Raw genomic sequence first — 18,993 nt, 5'->3', positions numbered from 1 at the left:
GCCCATGACCATGCCCAGGACCGACCCACAAGGACCCGCCGTCATCGAGGAGTTGGGGGAGTGGCAGCGCGCCCTGCGTGCCCAGTTCCCGATCATCACCGCGCATCCCGAACTGGCCTACCTGGACAGCGCGGCCACCGCCCAGAAGCCCCAGGCCGTACTCGACACCGTGCACGCCTACCTCACCACGACCAACGCCAACGCCGGCCGCGGCACCTACCCCTGGGCCAACCGGACCACGGCCCTGGTCGAGCAGGCCCGCGACCGGGTGAAGCGGTTCCTCGACGACCCCGCCCCGGAACGCTCGGCCGTGCACTTCACCAGCGGCACCACCGAGGGGCTGCGCACCATCGCCCGCGACTGGCTCCCCGAACTCCTCGACGACGGCGACGAGATCCTCGTCCCGGCCGCCGACCACGAGGCCAACATCTCGCCCTGGCTGGAGGCCCAGCGCCACCTGGCCCGGCAGGGCGTCCACATCCGCGTCCGGCCGATGCCGTACCAGCGGGCGTCCGGCGACTACGACCACCTCGCGCTCGCGGAACTGGCCGGTCGGCGAACCAGGTTCGTCGCCGCCACCCACGTCCACCACGTGTACGGCGGCAACATGAACGTCCACCGCATCCGCCGGGCGGTCGGCCCGGACGCGGTCATCTGCCTGGACGCCGCCCAGAGCGTCGGCCATCTCCCGGTGTCGGTGGCCGATCCGGACGTCGACTTCGTCGTCTTCTCCGGGCACAAGGCCATGGCGCTGCCCGGCACAGGAGCCGTCTGGGCCCGCCAGGCACGCGGACCGCGGTTCGCGCCGGGCGGCTGGTCCGGCACCCCCAACACGGTCGGCATCGCCTCGCTCACCACCGCCCTGGACTGGCTGGACGCCGCCGGCACCGACCGGATCGAGCAGTGGACGGTCGCCCTGGCGGCCCGGCTCACCGACGGGCTGCGCCACCTCGACGCCTACGAGATCCTCGGCTGCCAAACCAGCCTGGCCGCCGACTCCTCCGTCCAGCAGCGCCAGGGCATCGTCACCTTCCGGCACCACGCCATCGACTCCTCGGACCTCGGCTTCATCCTCTTCAGCCACGGCTTCATGGTCCGCTCCGACCACCACTGCCAGGGCAGCGAGGGGGAGCGGACCGGCTCGGTGCGGGTGAGTCTGCACGTGTACAACACCGCCGACGAGATCGACCGGCTGCTGGGGGTGCTTGCCACGCTCGGGTGACCGTACCGCCATCAGAGGGAATGGGAACCGTTTCCACCTGTAGGGTCTGGCACAGACAGTGCGGACAGGTGCGGAACGGCGAGGTGGCGCGACGGGATGGGGCTGAGCCTGGCGACGGCGGAACGGTGGGTGGAGCGCTGGGAACGCCAGCAGCAGCGGTACGCCGTGGACCGCGAGGAGCGGTTCACGGTGATCGCCGATGTCGTCGAGCAGGCCGTGGCGGGACGCGCTCGCCCTTCGGTCGTGGATCTCGGCTGCGGTCCGGGGTCGCTGGCCGCACGGCTGGCCCGGCGGCTGCCTGACGCGGACATCGTGGGCGTGGACATGGACCCGCTGCTGCTGGAGCTGGCCCGCACCCACCATGCGGACGCGGCCCGCTATGTCGACACGGTGATCGGTGAGGAGGGGTGGACGCGGGCCCTGGAGCTCGACCGGCCCCTGGACGCGGCCGTGTCGACGACAGCCCTGCACTATCTGAGCGTGGACACCCTGGAGCGGGTCTACCGGCAGCTCGCGGGCCTGCTGCGGCCCGGCGGCGTCCTCGTCAACGGCGACCACTTCCCGCACGACGACCCCGGGCTCGCCGAACTCGCCGGACGCCTCGGCCGCCGCCACGCCGAACGCCGTCAGGCCTTCGCCCACGAGGATTGGGCCTGCTGGTGGACGGCCGTCGCGGAGGATCCCGAGCTGACCGACCTCCTGGCCGAACGCCGGCGCCGGCGCCGCCCCCCGGCCACCACCGGTACCGGCAGCGCGGCGTGCCTGTCTGTGCCGGCGCACCAACGGCTGCTGCGGCAGGCGGGGTTCCGTCATGTGGGTGCCGTCTGGCAGTACGGCGACAGTCACGTCGTCGTCGCGATCCGCTGAACCAAACGCAGCTAAAGGTTCCTTCCGGCACCTTGACAGCGTGCGTACTGTTTCGCGACGTTTGAGCCTCGTCACAAAGTTCGACTTGGGGGAAAATGTGGCGAGGCGCCAATAAGTGCGTCTTGGGGGGATTCTGGGGGGAGCGGTCGCCATGCGATCCACGAGCGCCATCACGATTCACAGACCCGAGGAACTGAACGAGTCACTGCGCCGGGCGTGGCACCGGGCGATGGACGAGTCACCGGACTACGCCAACCCCTTTCTGGCGCCGGAGTTCACGATCGGCGTGGGCAGGTACCGCAGCGGGGCGCGGGTGGCGGTGCTGTACGAGAACGGGGAGGCCGTCGGCTTCTTCCCGTACGAGCGCAACGCGTACGGCGTCGGGCGGGCCATCGGACTGGGGCTGTCCGACTGCCAGGCGCTGGTGCACCGGCCGGGCGTCACCTGGGACACCCGGCAACTGCTGCGGGCCTGCGGGCTGTCCGTCTTCGAGTTCGATCACCTCGTCGAGGAGCAGCGGCCGTTCGCCCCGTACGTCACGGGCACGTTCGCCTCCCCCGTGCTCGACCTGAAGCCCGGCGAGGGCGGCTACCCGGAGTGGCTGCGTGCCACATACCCGGGGCTGGCCAAGACGACGCTGAAGAAGGAGCGCCGGCTGGGCCGGGACGCGGGCGAGGTGCGGTTCGTCTACGACGAGCGGGATCCGCGCGTCCTGCGCACGCTCATGCGCTGGAAGTCCGCCCAGTACCGCAGGACGGGGCGGATGGACCGGTTCTCCAGGCCGTGGATCGTCGACCTGGTCGAGCATCTCTTCCAGGTCCGCGAGGAGTACTTCACCGGCGTCCTGTCCGTGGTGTACGCCGGTGACCGGCCGGTCGCCGCGCACTTCGGGCCGCGGTCGCGCACGGTGTTCGCGGCCTGGTTCACCGCCTACGACCCCGAGTTCGGCTACTACTCGCCCGGACTGATGATGCACCTGAGGATGGCCGAGGCCGCGGGCCGGGACGGTGTGACGCTCATGGACATGGGGCGCGGCGAGAAGGAGTACAAGGACTGGCTCAAGACCCGTGAACTCCGTGTCGCCGAAGGGTTCGCGGCGCGCGCGCATCCGGTGGCGGCGGCCCACCGGATGTGGCGCAGACCGGTACGCGGCCTGAGGAACACGGTCCTGGCCCACCCCAGGCTGCGCGAGCCCGCCGACCGGCTGCTGAAGACCGTCGGCACGCTGCGTACGTCCAGCTCGACCCCTCCGCCAGGCGTGGGGGCCCGCGCCCGCTGAGCCGCGGCCCACGTTCGTCACCCGTCCCCGTCACGCGTCGGCGCCGTGTCCCTGGCCCCTCGCTGTCTCCAACCCCAGCGGCCTCGATCGACTCCCCGTGTGCGCCCGCCCACATCGGGCGACCCTTCCTCGTACCCTTCCACGGAAGAGGTGACCATGCCGTACGGATCGCGGCTCGCCGCGATGATGACACGGCGCATCGGACGCGAATGCGTCTACACGCCGTCGGCCCGGCTCGCCCTGTACCTGGCGCTGCGGCGCTGGTGCCGGCCGGGCGCACGGGTGCTGATGTCCCCGGTGAACGACGACGTGATCCTCTTCGTCGTCCTCGCGGCCGGACTGCGCCCCGTGCAGGCTCCCGTGTCCCAGTGGGACGGCAACATCGACCCGGCCGCCGTACCGGAGTCGACCTGGCGCAACGTCGACGCCGTCCTGACCACGAACCTGTACGGCATGCCCGACCGTGTCGTTGAACTGCGCCGCCGCTGCGAGGAGTTGGGGATACCCCTGTTCGAGGACGCGGCCCACGCCATCGGCTCGCATGTGGACGGGCAGCCGATCGGGACGTTCGGGACGGCGGCGGCGTTCAGCCTGTCCAAGCATGTGGCGGCGATGGCCGGCGGTTTCCTCGCCGTCGAGGACGCGCGCACCCGGCGGGAGCTGGAGTTGCTGCGCGACGACCTGCTGACGCCGCGCCGGCTGCGCGACGACCTGGCCACCACGCTGCGCCCCCTGGCGCGATCCGCCGTCCGCACGCTCCACCTGGTGCGGCCGGTGTGGCGCACCATGCAGCGCCTGAATCTGCTGGAGCGCGACGACTTCCGTATGGCCCTGCACGCGCCCCGCCTCGCCGGCAGTGCCCGCCAGGCGCCGAGCCTGACCGCGTACGAGCCCTGGGTGCGGGTCGACCTGCACGGCTTCCGCTCCCGCCACGGGGCCCTGGTCCGGGGGCAGTTGGAGCTGCGGATGTCCCTGCTCGACGGCGACCTCGCGCGGCGCAGGGCCGGTGTCTCCGTGCTGTCGGGCACCACCTGGGCCACCCCGGCACTGCGCGACCGGGCGGGCGACGCCCCGCCGTCCCTGTTCCGGGTACCGCTCCTGGTGCACAACCGCGACGCCCTCCTCGAACGCCTGGTGAACCACGGCGTGGTCGCGGGGTACGTCTACGACCCGCCGCTCGACGACTACGCGGGAGCCGAGTTCGTCGAACCGTCCCCCGACCCCACGGCCGCCCGCTGGTTCGCCTCCCACACCCTGCCGGCCGACCCCCTCCTGGCCCGCAGGATCGCAGGCGCCCTGACAAAGGAACGGGCGACGCCCGCACACCCTCCGCTCCCGGCGACGCCCGTGCTCGATGCCACGACCACGCCGCCCACGCCCCTGGGCCAGTAGCGGCCCCGTCCCCTGAACAGGCCACTGCGGACCGCGCCGCCGAGCCGCACCTTGCCTACCCTGGAGGTGTGGCTCGGCCCAACGACGAGGTCGCCGCGTTGCTCCAGGAGTACGCGGATCTGATCTCGATCACCGGAGGAGACGCGTTCAGGGCGCGTACCTACGAGAAGGCTGCCCGGTCGGTCGGCGGCTACTACGCCGACGTGTCCACACTCGATGTCAAGGGGCTCCAGGAGATCCCCAACGTCGGCAAGTCGACCGCCCAGAAGATCATCGAGTACTTCACCACCGGCCAGGTGTCCGCCATCGAGGAGCTGCGCGCCAAGATCCCCGCCGGTGTCCGGCAGCTGACGGCGATCCCCACGCTCGGTCCCAAGAAGGCCCTGGTCCTCTACGAGGAACTGGGCATCTCCACGACCGAGGAGCTGGCGGACGCCATCCACGAGGAGCGGCTGCGCGACCTGAAGGGCTTCGGCCCGAAGACCGAGGAGAACATCCTGCACGGCATCTCCCTGCTGCAGTCCTCCGGCGACCGGGTCCTGATCGACGTCGCCATGAGCCTCGCCGAGGACATCGTCGCCGAGATGTCGCAGGTCACCGGCTGTAAGCGGTGCTCCTACGCCGGGTCGCTGCGCCGCGTGCGCGAGACCATCGGCGACATCGACGTCCTCGTCGCGGCGAAGCAGGCGGAGCCGGTCATGAGGGCCTTCACCGAGCTGTCGTACGTCTCGGAGGTCATCGCGCACGGCGAGAAGAAGACGTCGATCCGCACCAGCAAGGGCCTCCAGGTGGATCTGCGCGTGGTGCCGCCGGACTCCTGGGGCGCGGCCATGCAGTACTTCACCGGCTCCAAGGCGCACAACATCCGCACCCGGGAGATGGCCGTCCACCAGAAGCTCAAGCTCTCCGAGTACGGGCTCTTCGACGCCGAGAGCGGCAAGAAGATCGTCTCCGAGACCGAGGAGGACGTGTACGCACGCCTCGGCCTGCCCTGGATCCCGCCGCCCCTGCGCGAGGACCGCGGCGAGATCGAGGCCGGGCTGCACGGCGAGCTGCCGGATCTGGTCCAGGAGGAGGACATCCGGGGCGACCTGCACACCCACACCGATCTCACCGACGGGCTCGCCCCGCTGGAGGAGATGGTCGCCGCGGCGGCCGAGCGCGGTTACGCCTACTACGCGGTCACCGACCACGGCCCCGACATGGCCATGCAGCGGATGACCGACGAACGGATCCTGGCCCAGCGAGAACGCGTCCGCGAGCTCGACGGTGAGTACGGCAGGGGCGGCAAGCCTGGTGGCATGCGGGTGCTGCACGGCGCGGAGCTGAACATCGGCCCCGACGGCGACGTCGACTGGCCGGCGGAGTTCCTCGCCGGCTTCGACCTGTGCGTGGCCTCGGTGCACTCGCACTTCAACCAGGGGCGTGAGGCGATGACCCGGCGGATCGTGCGGGCCTGCGAGAACCCGCACGTCCACATCATCGGCCACCCCACCACCCGCATCATCGGCAAGCGCCCCGCCGTCGACGCCGACCTCGACGCGGTCTTCGCCGCCTGCGCGCGCACCGGCACGGCCCTGGAGATCAACTCCCATCCCGACCGGCTCGACCTGCGCGACGAGGACATCCTGCGGGCCAGGCGGCACGGAGTGAAGTTCGCCGTCGACAGCGACGCACACGCCGTCATCCACCTGGACAACCTGCGCTACGGGGTCGGCACGGCACAGCGCGGCTGGCTCACCGAGGACGACGTGATCAACACCTGGCCGCTGACCCGGCTGCGGCGCTTCCTGAAGAAGACCTAGCCGCTCTGAAGGCTCTACAGGAACGGCGTACCCGGGTCGAGCCCGGACAGGACTCGGCCGTAGATCTCCAGGTTGGTGGCCGGATTCACGAACGAGTGAAGACTCAGCGCGTGCAGGTCGCGCACGGCCCGCTGGATGGGCACCTGCCGGTGCAGCGACGACGCCCCGGACGCGGAGCCCAGCAGATCGACGGCCTCCTTGCACAGCCGCGCCACATAGCCGCTCTGCGCCCGGATCCTGGCCCGCTCCTCGGGCGTGTACGGCTCGCCGGACTCGGCCCGCGACTCGATCAGGGCGACGAACTCGGCGGTGAGCAGCTCGGCGCAGGAGAGCTTCATGGCCGCCTCGGCAGCCTGGAGATGGGTGACCGTCGCCTCGTTCTGACGCTGGTGGAAGGTGTACGTGATGCCCCGCCGGTGGCTGCGCTCGGTGAACTCCGCCAGTGCCGAGCGGGCCAGGCCGAGCGCGTTCGGCGCGGTCCACGCGCAGAACAGCAGCAGGACGGGCATCCGGTAGAACGGGTCCTCGGCGTTGGCCTTCGACGGGAACTCGCCGCCCAGCAGCGGCCCGACGGGCAGGACCCGATGAGCGGGGACGACCACGTCCCGCGCCACGACGCTGTCGCTGCCGCTTCCGGCCAGCCCCGACACGTACCAGTCGTCGAGGATCTCCAGTTCGGCCATCGGTACGGCGGTCCACAGCACCTCGGGCGGCCCGTCGCCGGACTCGGACTCGACGCGGACCGTCAGCAGATGCCAGTCGGCGTCGTGGCAGCCCGTGGCGAAGGCCGACGTGCCGTTGACGACGTAGCCGCCGTCCGACCGGACCGCCGTGGCATCCGGGATCAGAGTGCCGCCGACCTTCACGTCCGGGCTGGTGAAGATCTCGTCCTGCGCCTCATCGGGGAAGAGCGCCGCGATGTAGGAGCAGCCGGCCTGGATGAGCGTCTTGAACGCGGTCGAGCCGCACGCCGCGGCGATCTCGGCCACTGCATCCACCTGGGTGCGCAGCCGGCTCTGGTAGCCGCCGTACCGTCGGGGGACGCACATCCGGTGGATCCCGGCGTCCGTCAGGGCCGCGGCGACCTCGGGTGCCACCCGCCGCTCCTGTTCGGTGCGCAGCGCGTGCTCGCGGATGAGCGGCCGAAGAGACCGTACGCGGGCCACTAAATCCGCATCGGTACCGGCTGCTGCCATGGGGGACCTCCCGGACGCGACGAGTCATCACCGTGACCCGGATCCCGCACGCTGTCAACGGCCCCTTCCCGGGCCCGAGTTGGAGCACGCCACAGTCCGGGACGGGTCGGTGATCTTCGTCCGTTTGAGCCGGGGCCGAGAGGGGCAGCGTGCCGACGGTGGGCGCAAGCCGTACGGGTCAGGCTTTGCCCATGTCGCCGCAGAGGGGTTGTCCTGACATTAGGTCCCTGCCTAGGGTCGCCCTCGTAGTGCAAGCGCTTTCTGAGCGGGCTGTCCGCCGGCCGTCCGAGGAGAACTGCATGTCCCCAAGCCCCGCCCGCCGCCGGGTCGCCGTGATCGGCACCGGCGCCATCGTCAGTGGCAGCCATCTTCCGGCCCTGAGACACCACGCGGACCGGGTGGAGCTGGTCGCCGCCGTCGATGTGGACCAGGCCCGGCTGGACGCCTTCCGGCAGCTCGCGGGCGTGGACGTCGCCGGGTACACAGCGACGGACGACATGCTGGACGCCGTACGCCCCGACCTGGTCCTGATCGGCACGCCGCCGTCACTGCACCGGGCGCAGACGGTCGCCGCGCTCAAGGCGGGTGCCTGGGTGCTGTGCGAGAAGCCGCTGTGTCTCTCGCTCGCCGAGTACGACGACATCGCGGCGGCCGAGGAGGCGTCGGGGGCGTACGCGTCGGTGGTCTTCCAGCACCGCTACGGCTCCGGCGCCGTGCACGCCCGCGAACTGATCGCGAGCGGTGAGCTGGGCGCCCCGCTGGTCGCGCACTGCCAGACGACCTGGCACCGCGACGCCGCGTACTACACGGTGCCGTGGCGCGGGAAGTGGGCCAGCGAGGGCGGCGGGCCCACCATGGGGCACGGCATCCACCAGTTCGACCTACTGCTGCATCTGCTCGGCCCGTGGGCGGAGATGCGGGCCATGGCGGCGCGCCTGGTCCACGACACGGAGAGCGAGGACGTCTCGACGGCCCTTGTCCGCTTCGCGAGCGGCACCCTGGCCACCGTCGTCAACAGCGTGCTGTCCCCGCACGAGGTCAGCCGCATCCGCATCGACTGCGCCGACGCGACGGTCGAGCTCACCCACCTGTACGGCCACCGCAACGACGACTGGGTCTACACCCCCGCCCCGCACGTCCCGTCCGAGCGCGCCACCGCCTGGCGCACCCCGGCCGCGGACCTGCCCAGCTCGCACACCGCGCAGCTCGGCGCCCTCCTCGACGCCTACGACAACGGTGTCCGGCCGCCCGGCAGCGGCCCGGACGCCCGGGCCACCCTCGACTTCGCCGCCGCCCTCTACAAGGCCGCGTTCACGGGCCGCCCGGTGCTCGCGGGCGAGATCCGGCCCGGCGACCCCTTCTACCCGGCCATGCACGGCGACCACCCCCACTGGGCCCCCAAGGAGCGCGCATGAGCATCCGCGTCACCCACGCGCACGGTGACCACATCGCGGTGACGGCCGCGAACGGCACCGAGATCCTGCGGTACGTCTACCGTCCCGACCCGGAGGCCTTCGAGTCCCGCAAGCCCTACGCCCACCCCGTGCGCACCCTCGCCGGGCACACCGTGACCGGATACCGGCCCAGCGACCACCGCTGGCACAAGGGCCTGCAGATGACGGCGAGTCACCTTTCCGGGCAGAACTTCTGGGGCGGCAACTGCTATGTGCACGGCCAGGGTTACCTGCCCCTGCCGGAGCGGGTCGGCTCCATGCGGCACGACGGCTTCCCGGTGTTCGCGGTCGAGGACGACCGGCTCACCTTCGCTGAGGAGCTCACCTGGGTGGAGAACGGCGGCGCGGAGTGGGCGCGGGAACTGCGCGGCATCACCGTCCACTCGGTCGACGAGGAGGCGGGCGCCTGGGCTCTCGACTGGTCGACGCGGCTCACCAACGTCCGCGACGAGCCGCTGGCGTTCGGCTCCCCGACGACCGCGGGCCGGGAGATGGCCGGCTACACCGGCCTGCAGTGGCGCGGCCCGCGCGACTTCACCGGCGGCACCGTCTTCGCCCCGGACTCCGCAGCGGACGCCGGCAAGCTGATGGGCAGCCAGGGTCCGTGGCTCGCGTTCACCACCGAGCACGACGATGTCGACGCGCACTCCACCCTCGTCTTCGCGCACGCGCCCGAGAATCTCGACGAGAAGTCCGCGATCCACGAGTCGCACTGGTTCGTGCGCTCCGAGCCGATCCCTACGGTGGCGTTCTCCTGGGCGTTCTTCGAGGAGTTCCAGCTGCCGCCCGGTGAGTCCTTCGAGTACCGCTACCGCGTCGTCTTCGCCGACGGGGCCTGGGACCGGGAGCAGGTGGCCGCCCACCTGGAGGGGCTGCCGTGGTGAAGCCGACCCTTCCGCATCCGCTGCCCGGCGCCGTCGGCCTGTCCCACCTCAGCGCCTACGACTGGGAGGCCGCCGACGGCGTATGCGGCGGGAGCCCGCATCTGCATCTGGTGTGCACGGAGGCGTACGTCGTCACCGGCGGGCGGGGCGCCGTGCAGACGCTGAGCCCCGACGGCTACCGGGAGATCCCCCTGGAGCCGGGCTCGGTCGCCTGGTTCACGCCGGGGACCGCGCACCGTATGGTCCAGGGCGGCGAACTGCGCATCACCGTGCTGATGCAGAACAGCGGGCTGCCAGAGGCGGGGGACGCCGTCTTCACCTTCCCGCCTGACGTGCTCGCCGACCCCGAGAAGTACGCGGCCGCCTCTGCACTCCCGCCCGGCACCGGCCCGGAGACCGCCGACGCCGCGCGGCGCCGCAGGGACCTGGCCGTCGAGGGCTACCTCGTCCTGCGCGAGGCGCTCGTCGCCGGGGACAACGGCCCGTACCTGGAGTTCCAGCGCGCCGCCGCCCGGCTCGTGCGCGCCAAGGTGCCGAACTGGCGGGAGCTGTGGCGGGCGGGCGCGCTGGCCACGGCCGAACGGACGGGCGCCCAGCTCGACGCGCTGGAGGCGGGCGAACCGGCGTACCTCGCCGAGGCGACCGCGTACGAGGCCGCGCCCACCAGGCTCGGCGGCTTCGGGATGTGCGGTCGCCGGGACGAGTACAACTTGCCCGGCACGACGCTGCCGTACGGCGGCGAGTAGCGGCGTTTCCCACCGGGGCGAACAACAGCGTTGTCCCGCGGGGGTGTTCAGAGGGGGCCGGAGGGGGGCCAACAGAAGGACCGAGGAGAAGAGAGGTGACCTCGGCATGCCCGGACACAGGACAAAGGGGTTCTGCGCGTCGGCCGCCGCACTCGTGCTCTGCGCGGTGCTGGCCGGCTGCGGAGGATCCGGGGAGTCGGTCGGCGGCGGCAAGGTCGTGCTGCGCTACACATGGTGGGGCAACCCCGACCGCGCGGAACGCACCGAGCAGGCCGTCGCCCTGTTCGAGAAACAGCACCCGGACATCCAGGTGCAGACGTCGTTCTCGGCCTACGAGGCCTACAAGCAGAAGCTCGCCACCCAGGCCGCGGGCGGCGACGCCCCCGACGTGATGCAGCTCGACTACCGGCAGATCGACCAGTACGCCTCCGGCGGCGTCCTGCTCGACCTGGCGCGGCAGAAGGCGGTACTGCACACCGGTGAGATCGACCCGGGGCTGCTCGCCACCGGCCGGCTGGACGGCACGCAGTACGCGATTCCGCAGGGCCGCGGCACCGAGACCGTCGCCTACGACGTCAAGGCGTGGAAGGCGTCCGGTGTGCCGCTCCCGGGCAAGAGCTGGACCTGGAGTGAATGGGCCGACACCATGCGGGCGTTGGCGAGGAAGACCGGCCAGCCCGGCGCCACCGACCCCGGCCAGAGCGAGGACGCCTTCGAGGTCTGGCTGCGCGGCCGGGGCAAGTCCCTCTACACCGAGGACGGCCGGCTCGGCTTCACGGCCGACGACCTGACTCGCTGGTGGACCTTCACCGACAAGCTCCGGCGCGAGGGCGCCGTCTCGCCCGCCGAGCAGACCACGCAGCTCGACGGCTCCGTCGAGAACACGCCGCTCGGGCGCGGCAAGGCCCTGACCGACGCCAACTGGGACGCGCCCGCCAGCGGTTTCCTCGCCCTGATACCGAGCGGCATCGCGCTCGCTCCGATGCCGACCGGCGAGGACGGCACTCCCGGCCAGTACTTCAAGCCGTCGATGTTCCTCGGCGTCGGCGCCGACACCGCTCACCCGAAGGAGGCCGCCCAGCTAGTCGACTTCCTCATCAACGACGCGCAGGCCGCGAAGATCCTCGGCGCCACCCGCGGCATCCCCGTCAACGAGGCCCTGCGCGAGCGGATCGCGCCGCAGCTCAAGGACTTCGACAAGACGATCTCCGCCTACCAGGCCTCCCTGGAAGGCACCCTCAAGGACCCGCCGCAGGCCCCGCCCTCGGGCGACAGCGCCCTGCAGACCACCTTCCAGCGCGACTACGACCAGGTGTCGTACGAGCGCATGTCGCCCCGCGAGGCGGCCGAGAACTACGTCACCGAGGCGAAGGCGGAGCTGAGGTCATGACCACCACCACGATCCCCACCAAGGCGAAGCCCGCCACCACCGCCACCCCGAAGCGCCGCCCCGAGCGCGAACGCCAGGGCCCCGCCTGGGTGTTCATCTCCCCGTGGGTGCTCGGCGCAACCGTCCTGACCCTGCTGCCGATGGCCGTGTCGCTATACCTGTCCTTCACCGACTACGACCTGTTCAACCCGCCGCGCTGGGTGGGCCTGCGCAACTACGTCCAGATGTTCACCGAGGACCCGCGCTACTGGCGCTCGGTGCTGACCACCGTGACGTACGTCGTCATCGCCGTACCCCTGCAACTCGCGCTCGCCCTCGTCGTCGCCCTCGCCCTGAAGGGCATGAAACACGGCAAGGGCTTCTACCGGTCGGCGTTCTACGCCCCCTCGCTGCTCGGCGCGTCGATGTCCATCGCCCTCGTCTGGCGCGCGCTCTTCAACGACGGCGGCACCGTGGACAACCTGCTCGGCACCGGCGGCTGGGTCAACAAGCCCGGCTGGGCGCTGCTCGCGGTGGCGCTGCTGACGGTGTGGCAGTTCGGGGCGCCGATGGTCATCTTCCTCGCGGGCCTCCAGCAGATCCCCGGCGAGCTCTACGAGGCGGCGGCCGTGGACGGGGCCGGGAAGTGGCGACAGTTCTTGTCCGTGACCGTGCCCATGCTGTCCCCGGTCCTCTTCTTCAACCTCGTCCTCCAGACCATCCAGGCCTTCCAGGTCTTCACGCCCGCCTTCGTGCTGAGCGCCGGCAAGGGCGGCCCAGCCGACTCGACCCTCGTCTACACCCTCTACCTCTACGACCGCGGCTTCGTCGCCTCCCACATGGGCTACGCCTCCGCCATGGCCTGGGTGCTGCTGATCGTCATCGGCGCCGTCACCGCGGTGCTGTTCCGCACCTCGCGCTCCTGGGTCTTCTACGCCTCCGAGGGGGACCGATGACATCGACTGCCGTTCCTCACCAGCCCGTCCGTTGGGGCCGGATCGCCCTGCACGTCGGCTGTCTGGCCGCGCTGCTGGTCATGCTGTACCCGCTGGCGTGGCTGCTGGCCACCTCGCTCAAGCCCGCCGACGAGGTCATCGCGAGCCTGAACCTGCTGCCCAGCCACCTGGAGTGGTCGAACTACAAGACCGCGCTCGACGGCGTGAACGACGTCTCGATCTGGAGGCTGCTCGGCAACTCGCTGCTCATCGCGGGCGGCGCGGTCCTCGGCAACGTGATCAGCTGCTCGCTCGCCGCCTACGCCTTCGCGCGCCTCAGGTTCCGCTTCCGCGGACCGCTGTTCGCCTTCATGATCGCGACGATCATGCTGCCGCACCACGCGGTGCTCATCCCGCAGTACATCATCTTCAACCAGCTCGGCCTCGTGAACACCTACTGGCCGCTGATCCTGCCGAAGTTCCTCGCCACGGAAGCCTTCTTCGTCTTCCTCATCGTGCAGTTCATGCGCGGACTGCCGCGCGAGCTGGAGGAGGCGGCCCGCATCGACGGCTGCGGCCCCTTCCGCAGCTTCTTCAAGGTCGTGCTGCCGCTCACCCGCCCCGCGCTGATCACGACGGCGATCTTCACCTTCATCTGGACGTGGAACGACTTCTTCACCCAGCTCATCTACCTCTTCGACCCCGACAAGTTCACGCTCACCCTCGCCCTGCGGTCGTTCGTGGACGCCTCCAGCACCTCGGCGTTCGGCCCGATGTTCGCGATGTCCGTGATCGCGCTGCTGCCGATCGTGCTGTTCTTCCTCGCCTTCCAGCGGTTCCTGGTGGAGGGCATGGCGAGCTCCGGGCTCAAGGGGTGAGCGGGATGCGTGACGTGTCTTCGCGTGAGCCGGGCGAGGTCTTCGGGCCGCGGACGACCCTGTTCGCCGACGTGCTGAGCATCGGTCTCGCCACGGCCCTGGTGTCCCTGCCCCTGGTGACGATTCCGGCCGCCCTCTCGACCGCGTGCGCGGTGCTGCGGGGCGCGGGGGAGGGGCAACCCGCCACCGCCGGGCGGTACTTCGTGCTGCTGCGAGGGCGGCTGCGGGCCGGGGACCTGGCGGCGGGCGTGGCCGCCCTGGCCGGCGCGGTGCTGTTCGCCGCCGATCTGGCGCTGGCTCGGGCCGGGCTGCCCGGGGCGCCGCTGTTCGCGGCCGTGGCTGCCGGAATCGGTACGGCCGCCCTGGTGGTGGGCCTCAGAGCCTGCGCACGCCCCGAGGCGCTCAGCGACTGGACGGCCGCCCTGCGCGAGGCCACGCGGGACGCCGTGCGGGATGTCGGCGGTAGCGCGTTGGTGCTGCTCGCCGCGGCGACGGCCGCGCTGTGCGGCTGGATGCTGGTGCCCCTGGCCTTCCTCGCTCCCGGGCCGTTGGCGTTGGCGCTGACCGCCGTTCATCTCCGACGGGCTGCCATATCCCAGAATTAAGCGGTCATTTGCGTGCACGCGGTGTGAGGCGACATTTGCGGTGTCAATCATCTTGGCATGAACCTGCGGTCCGACGGGCGGGCCGCAGCCTCATGGAGGTGTGGAATGCGCCGCACACTCGCCACCGGTCTCGCCGCCTCAGCCCTCTCCCTCGCCACCGTCCTCGCCACCGCCTCGGCTGCCGACGCCGCCCCCGCCGACAAGCCCCAGGTACTGGCCGGTTGGACCCAGACCAGCGTGTCCAGCTACAACGCCTGGCTCGCCGCCCGCAACAATCAGTCCGCCTGGTCCGCGTACGGGTTCGACTGGTCCACGGACTACTGCTCCTCCTCGCCCGACAACCCCTTCGGCTTCCCCTTCTCCACGTCCTGTGCCCGGCACGACTTCGGCTACCGCAACTACAAGGCGCTGGGCACGTTCAGCGCCAACAAGTCCCGCCTCGACAGCGCCTTCTACGAGGACCTCAAGCGTGTGTGCGCGAACTACAGTGGTGCGACGAAAAGCGCGTGCAACAGCACGGCCTGGACGTATTACCAGGCCGTGAAGGCCTTCGGCTGAGACACCACAGCCTGTGAGAGGGGGGCGCCGCCGATGCGGCGCCCCCTTGCTCCCTGAGGACTCAGTTCGCCGCCCGGAACGACCGCAGGCGCAGCGAGTTGCCGACGACGAAGACCGAGGAGAAGGCCATCGCCGCTCCGGCGATCATCGGGTTGAGCAGTCCGGCCGCGGCGAGCGGCAGGGCGGCGACGTTGTAGGCGAAGGCCCAGAACAGGTTCGACCGGATGGTGTCGAGCGTCCTGCGGGCGAGCCGGATCGCGTCGGCGGCGACGCGCAGGTCACCGCGCACCAGGGTGAGGTCGCCGGCCTCGATCGCGGCGTCCGTGCCGGTGCCCATCGCCAGACCCAGGTCGGCCTGGGCCAGGGCCGCCGCGTCGTTGACGCCGTCGCCGACCATAGCGACCGAACGGCCCTCGCCCTGCAGCCGCTTGACGACATCGGCCTTGTCCTGCGGCAGCACCTCGGCGATGACGTCCTCGGGCGCGATACCGACCTCACGGGCGACGGCGTCGGCGACGGCCTTGTTGTCGCCGGTCAGCAGGATCGGGGTGAGGCCGAGGGCACGCAGCCGGCGGATCGCCTCCGGGCTGGTCTCCTTCACCGCGTCGGCGACCTCCAGGACCGCCCGCGCCTCGCCGTCCCAGGCGACCGCGATGGCCGTACGGCCGGATGCCTCGGCCTCGGACTTGGCGCGCCGCAGGTCCTCCGGCAGTTCCATCGCCCACTCTTCCAGCAGTCGCTCCCGGCCCACCAGGACGGCGTGACCCTCGACGATGCCCTGCACGCCGAGACCGGGCACGTTCGCGAAGTCCTCCGGCGCCGGCAGCGAACCCAGCTTCGCCAGTGCCGCGTCGGCCACCGCACGGGCGATCGGGTGCTCGGAGGAGTGCTCCAACGCCCCCGCGAGGCGCAGGACTTCGGCCTCGTCGGCGCCCGCGGCGGTGTGCACGGCCAGCAGGGTCATCCGGCCGGTGGTCACCGTGCCCGTCTTGTCGAGGACGATCGTGTCGACCTTGCGCGTGGACTCCAACACCTCCGGGCCCTTGATCAGGATGCCGAGCTGGGCGCCCCGGCCGGTGCCCACCATCAGCGCGGTCGGCGTGGCCAGGCCCAGGGCGCACGGGCAGGCGATGATCAGTACGGCGACCGCGGCGGTGAAGGCGGCGGCCGGTCCGGCGCCGTTGCCGAGCCAGAAGCCGAGGGTGCCGAGCGCGAGGGCGATGACGACCGGCACGAAGACGGCGGAGATCCGGTCCGCGAGCCGCTGCGCCGCGGCCTTGCCGTTCTGCGCGTCCTCCACCAGCCGGGCCATCCGGGCGAGCTGGGTGTCGGCGCCCACCCGCGTGGCCTCGACGACGAGGCGGCCGCCCGCGTTGAGCGTGGCTCCGGTGACCGGGTCGCCCTCGGCGACCTCGACCGGCACCGACTCGCCGGTGAGCATCGAGGCGTCCACCGCCGACGAACCCTCGACGACCGTCCCGTCGGTGGCGATCTTCTCGCCGGGACGCACGAGGAAGCGGTCGCCGACCCGCAACTCCGAGACGGGGACGGTCCGTTCGGTGCCGTCGGCGCGCAGGACGGTGACGTCCTTGGCACCCAGCTCCAGCAGCGCCTTGAGCGCCGCGCCCGCCTTGCGCTTGGAGCGTGCCTCGAAGTAGCGCCCGGCCAGGATGAAGGCGGTGACTCCGGCGGCCGCCTCCAGATAGATGTTCCCGGAGCCGTCACTGCGGGAGATGGTCAGCTCGAAGGGGTGCGTCATGCCCGGCTCGCCCGCGCTGCCGAGGAACAGCGCCCACAGCGACCACAGGAACGCGGCCGACGTACCGACCGATATCAGCGTGTCCATCGTGGCGGCGCCGTGCCGCAGATTGGTGAACGCCGCCTTGTGGAAGGGCCATGCCGCATACGTCACGACGGGCGCCGCCAGGGTCAGGGACAGCCACTGCCAGTACTCGAACTGCAGGGCGGGGATCATGGCCATCGCGATGACGGGCAGGGCCAGCGTCACGGCAGTGACCAACCGCTGCCGCAGCGGCCGTAGTTCATCGCCCTCATGACTCTGCTCGGGGGCGTCCTGCACGGGTGGCGCCGGTTCCTGCGCGGTGTACCCGGTCGCCTCGACGGTGGCGATCAGGTCCTGGACGGAGACGTCACCGCCGTAGCTGACCTTCGCCTTCTCGGTGGCGTAGTTGACGGTGGCCGTCACGCCGTCCATGCGGTTCAGCTTCTTCTCGATGCGCGCCGCGCACGAGGCGCAGGTCATGCCGCCGATGGCGAGTTCTACCTCGGTGGTGGGGTGGGACGCGGTGGTGGTCATCGCTGCTCCTCGTGCGGGATGGGGTCCGGAGCCCGGTGCGGCCGGGCCCCGGACGGTTCGGGGGCGGGTCAGGCGGCGCGGCCGGTCAGCTCGTAGCCGGCCTCGTCGACGACCTCGGCGATCCGGGCGTCGTCGGGCTCGGCGGTGCTGGTGACGGTGACCTGGCCGGCCGCGAGATCGACGCCCACCTCGGTGACGCCGTCCAGCTCGCCGATGACCTTGGTGAGCGTGGCCTTGCAGTGGCCGCAGCTCATACCGGAGACGGCGTAGGTGGTCGTGGACATGGGTCCTCCCGGGTGTGCGGTTGCTGGTCGACCCCCGTAGTCACCTCATACGGGGCGGGGGTATGCTTGCCGGAGTCCTGTATACCCCCCCGGGGTAGGGAAGGCAAGGCTGGATCGGACTTGACTTGATACCCCCAGGGGTATTGTGAGCCGCATTGAGAGCTCATATCCCTTCCTTCCGAAGGACCTGACCCACAGGAGACCGCCATGCATGCCGGACTCAAGATCACCGCGTTCGCCGCCGCACTGGCCGCGACCTTCGGCACCGCCTACGGCGTGGGCAAGGGCCTCGACCCCGTCGTCGAGGAGCCCGTGCCGGCTCGCCACGACAGCCACAGCGAGGCATCGTCGTCACCGGAGGGAGGGGGCGGCCACGGCGGGCACGAGGCCGAGCCGGCCGGCGGGCTGCAGATCTCCGAGGGCGGCTACACCCTCGACCTGAGGACCCCGAGCGTCACCGCCGGGACCCGCTCCGACCTGCGCTTCGTCATCCGCGACAGCGGCGGCCGAGCCGTCACCGCGTACCAGCGCGAGCACGAGAAGGAACTCCACCTCATCGTGGCCTCACGCGATCTGGTCACCTACCGCCATCTGCACCCCACCCGCGCCGCCGACGGCACCTGGAGCATCCCGGTCGAACTGCCCCGCGCGGGCGGCTACCGCGTCTTCGCCGACTTCACCCCGGCGAAGAAGGGCGCCGAGAACCTCACCCTCGGCGCCGACCTCGCGGCCGCGGGCTCCTACCAGCCGCAGAAGCTGCCCGCGCCGAACTCCACCGTGAAGATCGACGGCTACGAGGTCCGCATCGACGGTGGACTGCGCCCGGGCAAGGCGAGTGAGCTGAAGCTGAACGTCTCGCGGGGCGGCCGCCCGGTCACGAACCTCCAGCCCTACCTCGGTGCCTACGGCCATCTGGTCGCCCTGCGCTCCGGCGACCTCGCCTACCTCCACGTCCACCCGAACGGCGAACCCGGCGACGGCACGACGAAGCCCGGTCCGGAGATCTCGTTCACGGCCACGGCGCCGAGCAGTGGCACGTACCGTCTGTTCCTCGACTTCAAGCACGAAGGAACGGTGCACACCGCGGCGTTCACGGTCCGGACCGGAACGCCGACCACCGGCCAGGAGTCGGCAGAGGGGACCGCGCAGGAATCCGCACAGGACCACGAGGAAGCGCCCGGGCACGGTCACTGACGTGACAG

At 71.1% G+C, this 18,993-nt stretch carries 17 protein-coding genes; 14 read left to right on the top strand and 3 right to left on the bottom strand.

Going from position 1 to position 18,993, the window contains the following annotated elements; all coding sequences use genetic code 11:
- Positions 1-4 precede the first annotated feature (4 nt).
- The 5 genes from ACQEV2_RS04170 (at position 5) to polX (ending at position 6,565) form a co-directional block, all read left to right on the top strand.
- Positions 5-1,222 (top strand): aminotransferase class V-fold PLP-dependent enzyme, encoded by a 1,218-nt coding sequence (locus ACQEV2_RS04170; RefSeq protein WP_433036620.1) that lies wholly within the window; start codon positions 5-7, stop codon positions 1,220-1,222.
- Between the two features lie 96 nt (positions 1,223-1,318).
- Positions 1,319-2,089, top strand: a complete 771-nt coding sequence (locus ACQEV2_RS04165; RefSeq protein ID WP_433036618.1) for a class I SAM-dependent methyltransferase — start codon at positions 1,319-1,321, stop codon at positions 2,087-2,089.
- Between the two features lie 151 nt (positions 2,090-2,240).
- Complete coding sequence (locus tag ACQEV2_RS04160; RefSeq protein ID WP_433036617.1) at positions 2,241-3,368, top strand: GNAT family N-acetyltransferase; 1,128 nt, start codon at positions 2,241-2,243, stop codon at positions 3,366-3,368.
- 156 nt (positions 3,369-3,524) lie between these two features.
- Positions 3,525-4,760 carry a DegT/DnrJ/EryC1/StrS family aminotransferase gene (locus tag ACQEV2_RS04155; protein WP_433036615.1) on the top strand — a complete coding sequence of 412 codons (1,236 nt, stop codon included), beginning with the start codon at positions 3,525-3,527 and terminating at the stop codon, positions 4,758-4,760.
- Positions 4,761-4,828: 68 nt separating this feature from the next.
- Positions 4,829-6,565, top strand: coding sequence for a DNA polymerase/3'-5' exonuclease PolX (gene polX / locus ACQEV2_RS04150; RefSeq protein ID WP_433036613.1), 1,737 nt, complete (start codon positions 4,829-4,831; stop codon positions 6,563-6,565).
- 14 nt (positions 6,566-6,579) lie between these two features.
- Here the strand turns inward: polX and ACQEV2_RS04145 are convergent, their stop codons facing one another.
- Positions 6,580-7,761, bottom strand: coding sequence for a flavin-dependent monooxygenase (locus ACQEV2_RS04145; RefSeq protein WP_433036611.1), 1,182 nt, complete (start codon positions 7,759-7,761; stop codon positions 6,580-6,582).
- A 299-nt stretch (positions 7,762-8,060) separates the two neighbouring features.
- On the opposite strand from ACQEV2_RS04145, the gene ACQEV2_RS04140 reads away from it, so the two are divergent.
- From ACQEV2_RS04140 to ACQEV2_RS04105, 8 genes are all read left to right on the top strand, one after another.
- Entirely contained in the window at positions 8,061-9,176 is a 1,116-nt protein-coding gene (locus ACQEV2_RS04140; protein ID WP_433036609.1) for a Gfo/Idh/MocA family protein, read from the top strand.
- On the top strand, positions 9,173-10,099 hold the full coding sequence (locus ACQEV2_RS04135; protein WP_433036607.1) for a PmoA family protein: 927 nt from the start codon (positions 9,173-9,175) through the stop codon (positions 10,097-10,099). Before ACQEV2_RS04140 ends, ACQEV2_RS04135 begins: the two co-directional genes overlap by 4 nt.
- Positions 10,093-10,845 (top strand): cupin, encoded by a 753-nt coding sequence (locus ACQEV2_RS04130; protein ID WP_433036605.1) that lies wholly within the window; start codon positions 10,093-10,095, stop codon positions 10,843-10,845. The genes ACQEV2_RS04135 and ACQEV2_RS04130 overlap by 7 nt, the downstream gene beginning before the upstream one ends.
- Positions 10,846-10,951: 106 nt before the next feature.
- Positions 10,952-12,235 (top strand): ABC transporter substrate-binding protein, encoded by a 1,284-nt coding sequence (locus tag ACQEV2_RS04125; RefSeq protein ID WP_433036603.1) that lies wholly within the window; start codon positions 10,952-10,954, stop codon positions 12,233-12,235.
- Positions 12,232-13,170 (top strand): carbohydrate ABC transporter permease, encoded by a 939-nt coding sequence (locus ACQEV2_RS04120; protein WP_433036600.1) that lies wholly within the window; start codon positions 12,232-12,234, stop codon positions 13,168-13,170. The genes ACQEV2_RS04125 and ACQEV2_RS04120 overlap by 4 nt, the downstream gene beginning before the upstream one ends.
- A complete protein-coding gene (locus tag ACQEV2_RS04115; RefSeq protein ID WP_433036598.1) occupies positions 13,167-14,027 on the top strand; it encodes a carbohydrate ABC transporter permease in 861 nt (286 codons plus the stop codon). The genes ACQEV2_RS04120 and ACQEV2_RS04115 overlap by 4 nt, the downstream gene beginning before the upstream one ends.
- Positions 14,028-14,032: 5 nt before the next feature.
- A complete protein-coding gene (locus tag ACQEV2_RS04110) occupies positions 14,033-14,632 on the top strand; it encodes a hypothetical protein (RefSeq protein WP_433036597.1) in 600 nt (199 codons plus the stop codon).
- A 105-nt stretch (positions 14,633-14,737) separates the two neighbouring features.
- On the top strand, positions 14,738-15,190 hold the full coding sequence (locus ACQEV2_RS04105; RefSeq protein WP_433036595.1) for a phospholipase: 453 nt from the start codon (positions 14,738-14,740) through the stop codon (positions 15,188-15,190).
- Between the two features lie 61 nt (positions 15,191-15,251).
- Here the strand turns inward: ACQEV2_RS04105 and ACQEV2_RS04100 are convergent, their stop codons facing one another.
- Positions 15,252-17,507, bottom strand: a complete 2,256-nt coding sequence (locus ACQEV2_RS04100; RefSeq protein ID WP_433036593.1) for a heavy metal translocating P-type ATPase — start codon at positions 17,505-17,507, stop codon at positions 15,252-15,254.
- A 68-nt stretch (positions 17,508-17,575) separates the two neighbouring features.
- Positions 17,576-17,791 (bottom strand): heavy-metal-associated domain-containing protein, encoded by a 216-nt coding sequence (locus ACQEV2_RS04095; RefSeq protein ID WP_398829262.1) that lies wholly within the window; start codon positions 17,789-17,791, stop codon positions 17,576-17,578.
- Between the two features lie 207 nt (positions 17,792-17,998).
- Here ACQEV2_RS04095 and ACQEV2_RS04090 point away from each other — a divergent pair, with 207 nt between their 5' ends.
- A complete protein-coding gene (locus tag ACQEV2_RS04090) occupies positions 17,999-18,985 on the top strand; it encodes a hypothetical protein (RefSeq protein WP_433036590.1) in 987 nt (328 codons plus the stop codon).
- Positions 18,986-18,993 lie beyond the last annotated feature (8 nt).

Origin of the sequence: Streptomyces sp. CA-251387, from assembly GCF_050936625.1 — a bacterium.
Taxonomy (GTDB): domain Bacteria; phylum Actinomycetota; class Actinomycetes; order Streptomycetales; family Streptomycetaceae; genus Streptomyces.
This window is presented reverse-complemented; position numbering and strand designations above follow the sequence as displayed.